We start from the raw sequence: 13,514 nt of genomic DNA, 5'->3' as shown, positions 1-13,514 counted from the left end.
ACGGCATTGCATATAAACTCCAGTTTTTATCTCCTAAACTACCAGTCTGCTGTTTCAAGTATCAAGAAGCTGGAGTCTAATTAAAGGAATTGCTTGCCGTTGCGGCAAACAATTCCTTTAAGTCACAATTTAATTCGTTTGAAGAGAGGGAAAAAACCTGGACACAAAACGAGAAATCAAAACTTATGTATTTTTCTTTTTTCGGATGAAACCACGTTGCCTCCCGAAGAGCGGGGAGGGGTTGGGGGTGGGGTGTTAGGGACTTTTGCAAGAGGTCTTAAGAGTAGGCGCAGCCCGTCGTGCTTAATTTCTCAATAAATCAATCTCTTTGTTATGTTTTCTATGAAACTTCAATAATTCCAAATAAGCAAATGGCACTACCATCGGCCAGAAAATAGTGATTAAAACTAAAACTATCCCAGACAAAAAACGCTGTTCTCGACTTATATCTTGATCGCTGAGAAAGAAAAACAGCCATTCGCTAAATAGACAGTAAGCGATCGCTAGATAAACTATAATGCCAACGTTAGTCAGAACTAAATGCAACATAACCCCTCCTACATATAATCGACTATCGGGCGAGCGTCAACCAAAATACAATATATCTCAATGAGTGTAGAAGTTACGTCGATTTATCCTAAAGAATACTAAGAAACAGTCATGATGTATCAATGACAAGCCTTTGATTAATGTTCTTATTACTATAAAATCATTGCTAACTATATCATGTAGCCGCTATTATGTCAATAACTCTTAAAAATTATTATCAAACAAATTATTTCAAAATTGCTTCAATTACTAAGTAGGTCGGCACAATTAAAGCTAACTGGCTAAGGCTGTCATTTGTCATTTGTCCTTCGTCATTTACAAGGGTTTTAAGCCAATACGGTTCACAAAAGGGCTGAAACTCTTTTTTTTACGAACCACAGAGGCGCAGAGGGCACAGAGAGAAGAGAGAAAGAGAGGGAAGAAATGCTTAACTGAACTGTATTGGGTTTTAAGCCTATTTACGTTTCGTAACATATTTAGGTTTTTTCGCGCCAACTTACTTACATATGCAAGAGCGATCGCTTTGAGTGGGGTGTAGCCCATCGTGGTTTGTATTGGCCCAATCTACTATACAACTTAACGACATCACAAATTGCCTTTGCCAAGGGCTAAATATTCGCTGACTAACGAATGGCACGAAGAAAAGTCCAAAGGGTTTTGTTCGTGCCATTGGACTAGTGACTAAGGACAAATGACAGCCATCTCCAGTTATCTTTAATTGCGCCGACCTACTTAACGATCGCTCTTTTCCAGCTTGAGATTAGAAAATATTCTAAGTTCCCAACATCTGTAAGTTATGTAAAGTGGCATAAAGCCCCCCTGCTTGCAGTAATTGCTCATGAGTTCCCTGTTCGATTAATTCGCCACGTTTCAGAACAAAAATCCGGTCTACATTGCGAATTGTAGACAGGCGGTGAGCGATCAGAATGGCGGTACGTCTAAGCAATAGCTGGTTTAATGCCTCTTGAACTAAAGCTTCTGTGCCAACATCTAAACTAGCGGTAGCTTCATCTAGTACCAAAATTTGAGGATTGCGAATGGCAGCCCGCGCAAAGGCTAAAAGTTGCTTTTGACCACTAGAAATATTTGTGCCCCGTTCTCGAAGTTGAGTATCATAGCCTTGGGGTAGTTCTTCTATAAACTGAGCAATGTTAGTTTGCTCTGCTGCTTGTCGAATCTGTTCAACAGTATAGCCATCTCCTAAAGAAATGTTGCTTTTAACATCGCCAGCAAACAAAAAGCCTTCTTGTAAAATTACTGCCATGTAGCGGCGCAGTTCTGCCTGTGGTACTTCCCGAATATCTACGCCATCTATGAGAATGCGTCCTTGGGTGGGTTCGTAGAGGCGGCACAAAAGACGGATGATCGAAGTTTTACCCGCACCTGTAGGGCCAACTAATGCCACTTTTTCACCCGGATGAATGGTGAAATCTAAGTCTTTAATTACGTAATCATCGTTTTTATAAGCAAACCAGACGTGATCAAAGCGAATTTCCCCCAGTTCTGGTGGGGAAGTCAGGTCTGGGGATTCTAGATTGGCAACGATCTCGTCTATGTATCCGAATTTGGCATCAAATATTGAGAAACGGACATTACCCCGATCGCGGATTTCTATCGGTTCATCTAATATATCGCCTACGCGTTCTATGGCAGTAAAACCAGCTTGAATTACCGTAAATTTTTCCGCAAAATCCCTTAAAGGGTCAAATAATTGCTGGGCATACAAGATAAATGCAGCTAATATTCCAAAAGTCAAGTTTTTTTCCAACAGTAACCAACCACCCACGCACAAAACAGCTGCGATCGCAATCAGACCAATCCATTCCAAGGTTGCTGAAATAAATGAATCATAAAAGATAGTTTGATCCATTTGCTGAGTGTAGCGACTGTTGGTGGCGCGAAACAATTGAGCATTAAATTTTTCTCTGCGGAACAACTGCACTACGTTAATGCCAAGGACATTTTCTTGTAGCTGTGAGTTCAATATAGAAAGTTCGTCCCGTCCCTTGTAATTGGCTTTGCGGTACTGTTGCTGAATGTAAACTATTAACCAGGTAACTGGTAACAACATCAATAGCAGCAAGCAAGTTAGTTGCCATTGGATGGAAAACATTATACTCAAAATTACCAGCATGGAAAACAAATTGGACACAATGCCAATTGCCCCGGTAGAAAATACATCGCCTAAAACTTCCACATCGCTGGTGATTCTGGTAATTAATTTACCTACGGGCGTACGGTCAAAAAAGCGTACTGCTAGAGATGTCACGTGCTGGAATAAGTCTTGGCGAATTGCTGCGGTGATTTGTTGCCCTAGTTTTTGTACTACGTAACCCTGGTAGCCTGTCAAAATCAATCGGATTGCGATCGCAATTACCAATAATCCCTCCAGGATATTTATCCCTTGCGACAAGGGGCGATTCCTAAGAAATTCGTAAGTGCTTGGTTCATTGCGAATCAGGGAGATAACTTGGCCAATCAGCAACGGTTGTACGGCATTAGCTAGTGCGATCGGTACTAGTAAGCACATCGACAGCGCCAATAGTCTTCCGCTACGACGGGCATAAGGCACTAGACGCAAAAACAACCGCCAGTCATTTTCACGGCGACGGTCTTGCGTATAAGGTTTTTTGAGAGATTGGTAGATGCTCATAGTAAGAGCATTATATTGATGTTTATAAAAAAATACGCTTGTTTAAAGTAGCATTTGTCTTCTTACCCTGATACCATGTCTAAGATAGAAACTGCAAGACTCCTACTAAGACCCTATACTCCTCAAGACTTGGATGAACTTGCTCCCATCTTGAGCAACCCAGCAGTTATGAGGTATTCACCCAGAGGGCCTATACCTAAAGATCAAGTCAAAGAAGTAACGCAGGGAATATTACAATTTTTTATTACACACTGGCAGCAGCACGGTTTTGGTGTGTGGGCTGTAGTGGAAAAAGCCACCACCAAATTAATTGGTCATTGTGGGCTAAATTTTTTACCCAATAGCCCGGAAGTTGAAGTTCTTTATCGGTTAGACGAAGTTTATTGCCATCAAGGAATTGCCACCGAGGCCGCAAAGGCAAGTTTGAGGTATGGCTTTGAGGAAGTCAAGCTAGATTGTATCGTCGCCATCACTGCACCAGAACATACAGCTTCGCGTCGTGTGATGGAAAAATGCGGATTGAAATACGAGAAAAATGCTCAATTTTACAACTTAGATGTAGTGTATTATGCTCTGGCTCGTTCCGAATGGCGATCGGATGATTCTCTTTACATTTTGCAAATTTAATTCTGACTTGGGGTAATTATGGAGATAGAAACTGCCCGGCTGCAACTAAGACACTTCAATCTAAATGACTTTGATTATCTATTTCGCCTCTACAGCGATGCAGAAATCATGAGGTATCTGTCGCCAAAAACAAGGGAACAAACCCAGGCAAGTTTAAACAAACATATCCAACAGTGGCAACAACACAACTTTGGGATGTGGGCAGTAATACACAAAGAAACTGGTAAAATGATTGGCCGTTGTGGACTTGGGTTTCTGGAAAATACAAAAGAAGTTGAGCTTGGCTATGTGTTTGACAAGTCCTACTGGAACATGGGAATGGGGACTGAAGCATCTCTTGCAACTTTAAAGTTTGGATTTGGGGAAGTGAAACTAGATCGGATAGTCGCGATCGCACATCCAGAAAACATTGCTTCAGTGCGGGTGATTCAAAAGGTAGGGATGAAGTATGAAAAGAATGCTAGCTATTATGGACATGATGTAGTGTACTACGCTATCTCACACACGGAATGGCAGCCGGATGATTCTCTTTACATTTTGAAATCTTAGTACAATATTTCATAAATTCGTAGCGAATTCTCTTTGCGTTCCTACCCTGCGGGAAGGCGAAGCGCCTATGCGCTTCCCTTTGCGTTCCTACCCTGCGGGAAGGCGAACGCGAGTGCGTCTCCAAGAGTTGCGCCTATGCGTTTAAATTTCAACTCTCAATTGGCCACGATTTTACGCTGCATCTGTACTTAGGACTAGCCCTTTCAAGGTGTTGTGTAATGGGCTAATTTCTAGTTTGGTTAATTACACCTCGAACAGAAGTCGCGATCGCTATGTCACAAGATCCCCCTAGTGGCATTAGTGGTTTTTGAATAAGACGCGGGAAACTATCAGAGTGGGATTGAGAACCCTTCTTCCGGTAATATGAGTAAGCTAATCGTCATTCATTTTTCCAGACTGATTCGCTTGTAGTTAGCGGCTCTATCCCTGGTATTATCCAACTTAAATGCTCATTAGCTTACTTATCAAGAAGTTTTAATAAAAAAGATATGTCTTCAACTCTCTTAACATTGAACTTAACTGAAGGTTCTGTCTCCTTCAGTTTTTCAACTCAAGCAGCACGAGAATTAAAGATAGCGACGGATCAACTGATGGAACGCCTGAAAGCTGTGGCCGCTAAATCCACTCCTGGCGGCGGTAAAGTTACTCCCCAGCCCCCCCTGGAATATCGTCATACGGGTGAAGTATTTTTAGAAATTTTCTGTAATCCTAATATCTGGCCAACACCTTTCGCAGCCAAAGTTTTGCTGACTGTCCGCAACCTCAACATCCGCTTGACTACTGAAGCTGAACTTACGCGTATTATTGATGACATTAATCAGTATTTGGAGCAAGTAGCATAATAGTTGACACTGCCGATAAAGTTGCTGATGAGTTAGCTAAGGTTCTAGGAACAAATTAAAACTTTAACCAATACCTTCGCCAAAATTAGAGGATCAGAGCTAGACAAAAAAGCTAAAATCCATAGACAGCAACGGTTTCAGGCTTTTAAATTCAGGTTTCAACCCATAGCCCAAAACCTGCATTCTGAGGGCGTTTTCAAAAATTGGCTAAGGTATTGTTAACCAAACCGTATTACCTACACTTCGATCAAATCAATTTAGGAACCTTACAGAATCTACATAATAGACTCAAGCTGTAGCACCACATATACAGAACAAATGGTTCTGATGCCTTCCTTAAGTTTAAATTTGTATAAATTCAGACTCCACTGCTTCTGTATTAATGAAAAACGCAAGATTCTCTATAGGGCAATGGTCGTCAAAAACCAGAGATTATCCCCCAGATTGGTCGTCGAATTGTTGATGGTGACATCCATACATCGAAAATAAACTCCCATCCGAAATCCGAAATCAAACATTCATTAGTCGTTGTCCCACTGTTCACGACCAATTAGGTCGCCAATGCGATCGCGTAACAAAAAGTCACATTTCTCTAATTCACATTCAACGCAAACCCACTCTCTCGCTGGAATGTATTGGCAGAGGGTATATATTGGCTGTTGCCGGCTAACCATTCCCTTTTGCACTAGTCGGCGTGCCTCGTCTTGAATCACGTCTAGAGAGTAATAATTGATAGAAGGCACCGTATTCACACTCATGGTTTTTACTCACAAATTAACATTTACGATAGTGTTCCCGCTAATAATTAGGAACAAACATTACAGAAATTAGACTTGTGGACAGGATTTTGTAGTTTGCTATACGGAACTATTTCTATTTTGACGCTATACATCCTGAAATTATCTCAAGAAATGTTAAGAAAGTCAACGAATTCTGACATTTATCGAGAATCCGCTTTACAAAAAATATTCCGAGTAGTTAACTTAGCCTGCTGGGGTAGCTGTACGACTTTGATTCCAAAAGTCTGAAACTCCTCTTATTGCTGTCTTTAGGCAAGATTTGCCATCGAGAAGAATTTATATTGCCATCGCTTACATATCAAATAATCACCTTAAAACCAGATCTAGAACTGCTGGTATTTATCTAAGGATAAACAACACAAGAATATTTGTCAGTTACTAGGGTATAAACAGTTGCAAAACATAACGGCTAAAGTATACTACGAAGGATTTTACCCTAGCGTATGTTAACAATGTTTTAAGTAAGCCCGTAATATGTTAGTTATTTTCAGCACTAATGTAATACAGTTTTCTTTTGATCAACATCTGTACAACGGTGAAGTAAGACTAATTCGTAATTAGGACACACTTAACAATTCAAAATTCCAAATTGTTCACGCAGCCTTTCGTAGAGAAGAAAGTTTCAGACTCTTATTTAAACTCTTGGATTTACGATAAACAGAAAGCGTATACATACAACTAGCGATCGCTCAATTAAGTAAGTGGGTGAGAATAAATCAAACTAAGTTAAGTAATGTAAAAAATCTTGATATTAGTTTGTAGTGAGGGCTTCAGCCCTCAAATGAGGACTTTAGTCCTCTCTACAAACCTTTAATTATAGCGGTTCTCGTTTGGATACAATACACTTTGACCTCTCTCCAAACCTCTCTCCTAAAAGGAGAGAGGCTTTGAATCTTATTCCCCAACGCTAGTAGGGAAGGGGCTGGGGGTTAGGTCTGTATTGCACTAAGCGTGAGAAGCGCTATATTTACGCCGCTCTACTTAGGTTATGTTTACATTAAAACAGACGCGATCTAGTCACGTCTGTAAAGTGTTTGGCGGATTTGCTGAGATTAATTGTTCTGAAGTTACATTGTTGTTTTAGTTACTTATTCGGAGAATTCCTGATCATTTTGATTTGTAATCTCTTCTACTACCACCAGATTTTCTGGCGGACGCTCATGGTTAAGTTGGTTTAGTAGTGCCAATACTTTATTACCACGTTCTATAGAGCGATCTTCGAGAAATATTACCTCTGGTGTCCGACGTAGCCGTACCCGCGCCCCAAGTTCGCTGCGGACGTAACCTGTGGCCGACTTTAAACCGGCCATTGTTTCTACCTTAGCTTCATCTGTTCCATAGATGCTGACGTAGATTTTGGCGTGTTGGAGATCGCCAGAAACATCAACATCAGTCACACTGACCATTCCAGTACCCACACGGTCATCCTTAATGCCGTTGAGCAACATTTGGCTAACTTCCCGTTTGATCAGTTCAGCAACGCGGGAAACCCGACGATTTGTAGCCATAAAAATTTCGCCTCATCACAGAGGTTGTACGACAAAAATAGATGCAAGTTGGGTAGACAGTACTTAGCGGGAGCAACGCTAAGAGCAACTGTCTGTGGGGCACAACCCCGATACCGATATAACGCTAGTCTAAATTGGACTCAAGCCCAGCATTGCCCGTAGGGTAAAAGTAAGGAAGACTAGGCTGCTCACAAATAAACCCAAGATGGCGATCAAGGTGACTGGGCGCTTCAGCAGTGGCACTAAGGGCGCAAAGGTGTTCAGAAACAGTCCTAAGACGATAGTAATTAAGTACCGGGGGTAGCGAAAGACGTTATCCCAAAATCCGTCAAACATTTGAATGTAAACTGCCTTGTTATATACTTACGCTTGTTTTGATATGCTTTATCTAATCAATTGTAATATACGGGGCTGGAAAATTAGCAGCTAATATAAAATATTGCTCGTCGGTTATATTGGCTTTATTTAGTCGCGATTATTTCAGTTAAAGCACAAGTAAATGGTAATTCAAATCCCCAAGGAAACTAGCCCGCGTCCATTTTTGAAGTGGGCAGGGGGTAAAAGTAGGTTAATACAGCAATATATTCCTTATTTACCCAAGAGTTATAAAAATTACTATGAGCCATTTTTAGGTGGTGGTGCTGTTTTTTTCTATCTCCAACCAAGTACAGCTATTTTAACTGATATTAATGCCGAATTAATCAACACTTATTGTTGTGTTAGAGATCATGTTGAGGAATTAATTTCTCTATTGAAAAAGCATAAAAATAGACATAGTAAAGATTATTACTACAGTGTCAGAAACAACTGTGGTGGTACTGATATAGAAAAGGCTGCTCGTCTAATTTATCTTAATAAGACTTGTTTTAATGGTCTTTATCGGGTCAACTCTCAGGGTAAATTCAATGTGCCTCTAGGCAGATATGACAATCCCAATATTTGTTCTGAAGTTTTACTAAAAGCAGCCTCAGAAGCACTTGCTCATGCAGAAATTCGACAAGCAGATTTTACAGAAGTCCTAAATTGTGCGACTAGCGCTGATGACTTTGTATTTTTTGACCCACCCTACCATCCGCTCAATGACACTAGCTATTTCACTGCTTATAGTCAAAATTGTTTTAGTAAAAAAGACCAAGAACTTTTAAGAGATACTTGTGCAGAGTTGGCAAGTCGTGGTGTGAGAGTTATGGTATGTAATTCTGATAGCGAATTTATTAAAAAAATTTATAATGATATTAATTTTGAAACCTACAAAATCAAAGCAGCACGGTCAATTAACTCAAACATAAAAAACAGAGGCATGATTTCCGAACTATTAATTACATCTTTTAAAGATTTTTATTTGCCCAAGCAATGAATCTGTCTAAACTATAAACTGCTAATAAATTCTGGTTATCATTAACTCTAGCTTTCAGCCATCTGCTTGCGCCTTCTCGCATACCTTCACCACCTAAAATCACGATAGTAGGTGCAGGGTAATAGTTCTGGATGTTCATGTTCAAGTAAGGAAACTTTTCATCAACTGAACCGGGGCTTTCTTGCCATTTGCACTCGAAAATTAGACCAGATGGCATTGCAGGTGAGCCAACAACATAAAAATCAACCTTCAGATGGGTATGATAAATTCCAGTTCCTATATAAACTTCTTTTCCATAACGTTTTGGTAATAAAGTAGCATTGAGTATAAATTCTTTCAGGACATAATTCCCTACTTGGAAATAATTATGCCCATTCAAGATTGCTTCTACATTTGCTTCTAAAATATTCCCAGACTTATTTGCTCGTCCGCCTTGAGTCAGAGCCATCCTCAATCCCTCTGCCAAAATTATTGCTTATTATACGATTTCACAGAAGCAGTCACAAATATAGCGATTCTCAATTGGGTGCAATATAGTAACAGCAGTGGGTGAACTACCCAATAACTTGCGATCGCAAAAACTCTTTGACTTTCGACCTAAGTACGTTGGCGCAATTAAAGTTAACTGGCTAAGGCTGTCATTTGTCATTGGTCATTTGGTATTAGTAAAGGTTTTAAGCTTATTTACGTTTCGTAACATACTTGACTTTTTTCGCACTAACGTACTTACGATTTTCAATCGGTGAAAAATCAGCATAGGTGAGAATAAAAGTATACCAGCCTATTTATGTACAGGTAGTATTACTTTTATTTTCTTTCATCAAGTTTGTTATTTGGTATGAATTTTGGGGAATCATATAAATGATTACAATCTCACTCAATTTATAACGAACTAACCATCCAATGTCAGAACCTATCAATAGTCCAATTCAGAAAATTTTATTTGGTAGTCCAGGAACCGGTAAAAGCCATAGAGTTCATGAGATAATTGTTCCTCAAAATTTGAGAATAACCAATCAAGATAATATTATAAGAACAGTTTTTCATCCAGAATATACTTATGGGGATTTTTTGGGAAAACTGGTTCCTCTAACAAAAGCAGGAAAGGTAGAGTATAAGTACTATACAGGACATTTTTTAAAAGCATTAGCTAAAGCTTACATAAGAATTTACAAAGCTCACGATAAAGATGGAAATAAGATATCTGAGCCAGAGAATGTTGCCTTAATTATAGATGAGATTAATAGAGGTAACTCATCCGCTATCTTTGGAACTATATTTCAATTACTGGACAGAAAAGAAAATGGCTGGTCTAGTTATGGAATCAGTCTCACAGAAATTGAATTTAATAATCTTTTATCATTAATAGGAACGAAATTTAATTATGACGAGAAAGGAGATATATGTGAATACAAGTTACCTCCTCATGAAGGAGTTACTAAACTCGAAACATTACAGAAAAAAATTAGTTTTTTAAATTTTGATTTGGTGAACCAGACTATTTTATTGCCTCCAAATCTATCTATTATTGGTACTATGAATACCTCTGATAACTCAATTTATTTCATGGATAGTGCCTTTAAACGACGTTGGGATTGGGAATTTGTTGATTGGGATGAAAATACTATATTACCTGAAGGGATATATGGCAAAGCTGGAAATGGAACTTTGGATGAAGAGGAATGGAAAACTTTTGTCAGAAAGCTCAACACTTTCATTAAAAGTCAACACGCCTTTGTTCGTGGTATAGAAGACAAGCAGGTTGGTAATTATTTCATCAAAGAGCGTCCTGTAAAGGCTGAACAGATACGAAATAAACTGATGTTCTTTCTATGGGATAGTGTCTTTAATCGTGATAAAAAGCCACTCAGAAAAATTTTGGGTGTAATAGAAGAAAAAGAACTTGTTACATTTGGTGATTTTACTAGAATGCATAATATTTTTGTTAAAGAAATTATGAAATCTAAAATAGATGAATAAGGGTGAATAATTAAAATTTATAAACAAAATACTTTTGATTTAAAAAATGCTTAATTTCTCCGAACTGAAGCTGGTTAAAGTCAGAGATTACAAAGATAATTTTGTGGGTATCCGCAAATGTGCATCTGGGAATAGTTTTGAGTTTTGTCTGCCAAATGGTTTTGACAATTTCCCAGATGGTGATTTTAACGAAGTAAAGGATTTATTTTTTAAAATGTATCGCACTTTCCGTAAATTTGAGTGTGACAATACGCTTACTAAACGATTTAAGATAAACGAACCTAAATATCAACGAGAACAAGACCAAACTACTCTGTCTGCTGGTGGTATCAGTATGCAGACTCAAGAAGGCGAACCTTGTATGCTTTATAGTAAATTGAGGATGATTGAGCGAGTCTTAGAAGCATATGATGACCTTGCTATAAACTCGATCCAAAAGAAAATCAGACGAAGTGAAGATATTGATTATTCACAAATTCATAAATACTTAGAGCGCGCTATCTACCTTGAAAAAGATGTAATTTACATTGAGGCAATGGATCTGCCGCGTCCGACTGTGCGTTATGAGAGTACTGACTTAGTTAATTTATATTGTTATATTCTTGATGAGATTGTACAACAGTTAGATGGGGATGTACCTGAGAACATTCAAGTTCGTATTCAAGATATTCGTTTTCTTTCCCAACATTTCCAAGATGACTACTTGAATAGTAACCAGTCTATTTTTGACAAAGATACTTTTATAGAAACTAGCAATATTCTTAAAGAAGCTTTAGATAATATAGATAAAAATACTTATTACAAAGACACAGATTATTGGCAACTTTATGAAGCTATTGAAACATTTCTATATGGTGAAATCAATCCCGAACTTAACGATGGTGAATACTGGGGGATACAAAGCTTCTCTCTTATTTGGGAGGATATGTGTAACACCTATTTCTTTAAAGAAAATTATTCTATCTGCTTTGCAGATACGGATATCCCTATTAAGGATTATCAAAATCCCGCAAGGGAAGGTGAGGAGCAAAAGCGAGTTGGTAACTATCCTAGGCAGGTTGATAGGCAAAAAGAGAATAAATATGGTAATAAATGGATTTATAGAACATTGTCAAATATTTCTTACCCACAAAAAGAAGGTAGTTTCTTTGGATGGAATCAACTACTTTGTATCGAATTTAATCCTCGTCCTGGAACTTTAGTCTATTCTAATCCTAATTCTAAATATAATGATGTCTATAAAAGAGATAGAAGCACAAAGGAAGTACTACGTCGCTTTCCTTGTCCTGATTTAGTTTTAAAAAATGACTCGGAGAATGAAATTGAGTTACGTATTGTAGACTATAAAGATGTTCCAATTGATTTTTACTATAAAAACTTTAAATTACCATTAGATAAAGCTGATAATAAATATAGAAATGATATCATAAAACAACTTACTTATGAGTTGGCATTACAGCAAACACATAAGGTTTCAATAAATATATTTTTTATTCCTTACTATTATAAAAATTTTGGTAGTTTAGGAGAAGTCGAATCTGATTTAAATATTAAAGGAATTAAAGTTTTTAAAGCTAACTTCATGTTTATTCAAGAAATATATTTAAATGAAAAGTTATGAATGATGAAATAGGTATTATTGGAATTCGCTCTGAAAGCTTATGTTTTGACAGTGATTACATTCCTTTTATTCATTTTACAAAACAAGTGCAAAAAGATGCAGTAGAAAAATATATTTTAGAAGAAGTAGAGAATTTCTTTAAAACTATTTTAAAAATTAATGTTCCAGCAACTCAGATCCCTTATCATAAAACTATTGCAAAATCTGATTTCATGGCAATAGATATCAGTTATTTTTATGAAAATATTTTTTATGATTTAGGAGATCGGGGTGAAGATGGAAAGTTAAAACCAAAAATCAAATGGGGTATTACTTTCGATGAAGAATGCGTTCCAATTCGAGTAGCAAATGCATTTAAAGCAGGATTAGAGGAAAAAATAGGTTACTTTGATCGTCGCCCAGGTCGTCCATATTTGCAATATCGCTCATACAACCGATATCCACCTTATCGTCAATACGGCACTATTGATATTAATGGAACTCCTATTTTTTACTACCTTCAATTTACACTTCAAGAAATTTTAGATGTTATTAAAGAATTACCAAAATCTTAAAATTAAAATCTAAAATTATTGGAACTGGTATACAGTCATAAACTTCGATAATGTCTAATTCTGCGGCTGTAAAGATAGTTAATTTTCTAGCCATGTCGTTGAGAGATTCTGGCTTTTACCTCTTCCCAACTGTTGCCAGTGGCTGGATTTTGTAGATATTGGGCTTTGCGACGAGCTAGCTCTTGTTTCTGCCAATCTAAAACTGGGAGTGCTGCTGGTGTAGCGGCGATCTCATCCCATAAATCTTCTACCAGTTGGAGTTTTTCCGCTCTCGAAAGACTAGAGAGTTCGGGAAATACTGAGTTCATGGTTTTCTCTGATTTTATTCACCTTCATTATTACACCCCGAAACTGCCATATCTATAACAACATTTATAATAACTGGAATTGAGCTTGGATAAATTTTAGTGATTTCGCCTTGACTTCAACCTGTTTGTGCTTCAGTATGACCATTGCGGATAGACCATGCTAGTT

The 13,514-nt window shown here is 37.9% G+C and carries 15 protein-coding genes; 7 read left to right on the top strand and 8 right to left on the bottom strand.

The window, feature by feature from the left end:
- Positions 1-303: 303 nt before the first annotated feature.
- A complete protein-coding gene (locus tag LC605_RS26150; RefSeq protein ID WP_229550413.1) occupies positions 304-549 on the bottom strand; it encodes a hypothetical protein in 246 nt (81 codons plus the stop codon).
- Positions 550-1,321: 772 nt separating this feature from the next.
- Positions 1,322-3,202 (bottom strand): ABC transporter ATP-binding protein, encoded by a 1,881-nt coding sequence (locus LC605_RS26145; RefSeq protein ID WP_229550412.1) that lies wholly within the window; start codon positions 3,200-3,202, stop codon positions 1,322-1,324.
- A 75-nt stretch (positions 3,203-3,277) separates the two neighbouring features.
- Here LC605_RS26145 and LC605_RS26140 point away from each other — a divergent pair, with 75 nt between their 5' ends.
- The 3 genes from LC605_RS26140 (at position 3,278) to LC605_RS26130 (ending at position 5,220) form a co-directional block, all read left to right on the top strand.
- Positions 3,278-3,829 (top strand): GNAT family N-acetyltransferase, encoded by a 552-nt coding sequence (locus LC605_RS26140; protein WP_229550411.1) that lies wholly within the window; start codon positions 3,278-3,280, stop codon positions 3,827-3,829.
- Between the two features lie 18 nt (positions 3,830-3,847).
- On the top strand, positions 3,848-4,378 hold the full coding sequence (locus LC605_RS26135) for a GNAT family N-acetyltransferase (RefSeq protein ID WP_229550410.1): 531 nt from the start codon (positions 3,848-3,850) through the stop codon (positions 4,376-4,378).
- A gap of 488 nt (positions 4,379-4,866) precedes the next feature.
- Positions 4,867-5,220, top strand: a complete 354-nt coding sequence (locus LC605_RS26130; protein WP_229550409.1) for a hypothetical protein — start codon at positions 4,867-4,869, stop codon at positions 5,218-5,220.
- A gap of 521 nt (positions 5,221-5,741) precedes the next feature.
- On the opposite strand, the gene LC605_RS26125 is transcribed toward LC605_RS26130, so the two are convergent.
- The 3 genes from LC605_RS26125 to LC605_RS26115 form a co-directional block, all read right to left on the bottom strand.
- Positions 5,742-5,978: a DUF4327 family protein gene (locus LC605_RS26125; RefSeq protein ID WP_062297131.1), complete on the bottom strand. Its 237-nt coding sequence runs from the start codon at positions 5,976-5,978 to the stop codon at positions 5,742-5,744.
- Between the two features lie 1,130 nt (positions 5,979-7,108).
- Positions 7,109-7,528: a 30S ribosome-binding factor RbfA gene (gene rbfA, locus LC605_RS26120; protein WP_229550408.1), complete on the bottom strand. Its 420-nt coding sequence runs from the start codon at positions 7,526-7,528 to the stop codon at positions 7,109-7,111.
- 129 nt (positions 7,529-7,657) lie between these two features.
- Positions 7,658-7,864, bottom strand: coding sequence for a DUF751 family protein (locus LC605_RS26115; protein WP_229550407.1), 207 nt, complete (start codon positions 7,862-7,864; stop codon positions 7,658-7,660).
- A gap of 163 nt (positions 7,865-8,027) precedes the next feature.
- On the opposite strand from LC605_RS26115, the gene LC605_RS26110 reads away from it, so the two are divergent.
- Positions 8,028-8,885 carry a DNA adenine methylase gene (locus tag LC605_RS26110; RefSeq protein WP_229550406.1) on the top strand — a complete coding sequence of 286 codons (858 nt, stop codon included), beginning with the start codon at positions 8,028-8,030 and terminating at the stop codon, positions 8,883-8,885.
- Here the strand turns inward: LC605_RS26110 and LC605_RS26105 are convergent.
- Entirely contained in the window at positions 8,857-9,333 is a 477-nt protein-coding gene (locus LC605_RS26105) for a PD-(D/E)XK nuclease superfamily protein (protein ID WP_229550405.1), read from the bottom strand. The genes LC605_RS26110 and LC605_RS26105 overlap by 29 nt on opposite strands.
- 30 nt (positions 9,334-9,363) lie before the next feature.
- Complete coding sequence (locus LC605_RS26100; protein WP_229550404.1) at positions 9,364-9,534, bottom strand: hypothetical protein; 171 nt, start codon at positions 9,532-9,534, stop codon at positions 9,364-9,366.
- A gap of 254 nt (positions 9,535-9,788) precedes the next feature.
- Between LC605_RS26100 and LC605_RS26095 the strand changes: the two genes are divergently transcribed.
- From LC605_RS26095 to LC605_RS26085, 3 genes are all read left to right on the top strand, one after another.
- On the top strand, positions 9,789-10,865 hold the full coding sequence (locus LC605_RS26095; protein WP_229550403.1) for a restriction endonuclease: 1,077 nt from the start codon (positions 9,789-9,791) through the stop codon (positions 10,863-10,865).
- A 103-nt stretch (positions 10,866-10,968) separates the two neighbouring features.
- The gene (locus LC605_RS26090; RefSeq protein ID WP_229550402.1) at positions 10,969-12,486 is read left to right on the top strand and encodes an LlaJI family restriction endonuclease; all 1,518 of its coding nucleotides are present in this window, start codon (positions 10,969-10,971) and stop codon (positions 12,484-12,486) included.
- A complete protein-coding gene (locus LC605_RS26085; protein ID WP_229550401.1) occupies positions 12,483-13,040 on the top strand; it encodes a hypothetical protein in 558 nt (185 codons plus the stop codon). Before LC605_RS26090 ends, LC605_RS26085 begins: the two co-directional genes overlap by 4 nt.
- Positions 13,041-13,126: 86 nt before the next feature.
- On the opposite strand, the gene LC605_RS26080 is transcribed toward LC605_RS26085, so the two are convergent.
- Positions 13,127-13,348: an addiction module protein gene (locus LC605_RS26080; RefSeq protein WP_229550400.1), complete on the bottom strand. Its 222-nt coding sequence runs from the start codon at positions 13,346-13,348 to the stop codon at positions 13,127-13,129.
- Between the last annotated feature and the right edge of the window lie 166 nt (positions 13,349-13,514).

It is taken from the genome of Nostoc sp. CHAB 5836, assembly GCF_020829445.1.
In the GTDB taxonomy this organism is placed as follows: domain Bacteria; phylum Cyanobacteriota; class Cyanobacteriia; order Cyanobacteriales; family Nostocaceae; genus Nostoc.
Note: the sequence above shows the minus strand (reverse complement) of the source record. Positions and strands in the feature narration are given on the sequence as shown.

Excerpts from the sequence above, each read along its gene's own strand:
- LC605_RS26140 (WP_229550411.1), top strand. The coding sequence starts at position 3,278 with ATGTCTAAGATAGAAACTGCAAGACTCCTACTAAGACCCTATACTCCT.
- LC605_RS26150 (WP_229550413.1), bottom strand. The coding sequence starts at position 549 with ATGTTGCATTTAGTTCTGACTAACGTTGGCATTATAGTTTATCTAGCG.
- rbfA (WP_229550408.1), bottom strand. The coding sequence starts at position 7,528 with ATGGCTACAAATCGTCGGGTTTCCCGCGTTGCTGAACTGATCAAACGG.
- LC605_RS26100 (WP_229550404.1), bottom strand. The coding sequence starts at position 9,534 with ATGACAAATGACAGCCTTAGCCAGTTAACTTTAATTGCGCCAACGTAC.
- LC605_RS26130 (WP_229550409.1), top strand. The coding sequence starts at position 4,867 with ATGTCTTCAACTCTCTTAACATTGAACTTAACTGAAGGTTCTGTCTCC.
- LC605_RS26110 (WP_229550406.1), top strand. The coding sequence starts at position 8,028 with ATGGTAATTCAAATCCCCAAGGAAACTAGCCCGCGTCCATTTTTGAAG.
- LC605_RS26080 (WP_229550400.1), bottom strand. The coding sequence starts at position 13,348 with ATGAACTCAGTATTTCCCGAACTCTCTAGTCTTTCGAGAGCGGAAAAA.
- LC605_RS26125 (WP_062297131.1), bottom strand. The coding sequence starts at position 5,978 with ATGAGTGTGAATACGGTGCCTTCTATCAATTATTACTCTCTAGACGTG.
- LC605_RS26105 (WP_229550405.1), bottom strand. The coding sequence starts at position 9,333 with ATGGCTCTGACTCAAGGCGGACGAGCAAATAAGTCTGGGAATATTTTA.
- LC605_RS26095 (WP_229550403.1), top strand. The coding sequence starts at position 9,789 with ATGTCAGAACCTATCAATAGTCCAATTCAGAAAATTTTATTTGGTAGT.
- LC605_RS26145 (WP_229550412.1), bottom strand. The coding sequence starts at position 3,202 with ATGAGCATCTACCAATCTCTCAAAAAACCTTATACGCAAGACCGTCGC.
- LC605_RS26135 (WP_229550410.1), top strand. The coding sequence starts at position 3,848 with ATGGAGATAGAAACTGCCCGGCTGCAACTAAGACACTTCAATCTAAAT.
- LC605_RS26115 (WP_229550407.1), bottom strand. The coding sequence starts at position 7,864 with ATGTTTGACGGATTTTGGGATAACGTCTTTCGCTACCCCCGGTACTTA.
- LC605_RS26085 (WP_229550401.1), top strand. The coding sequence starts at position 12,483 with ATGAATGATGAAATAGGTATTATTGGAATTCGCTCTGAAAGCTTATGT.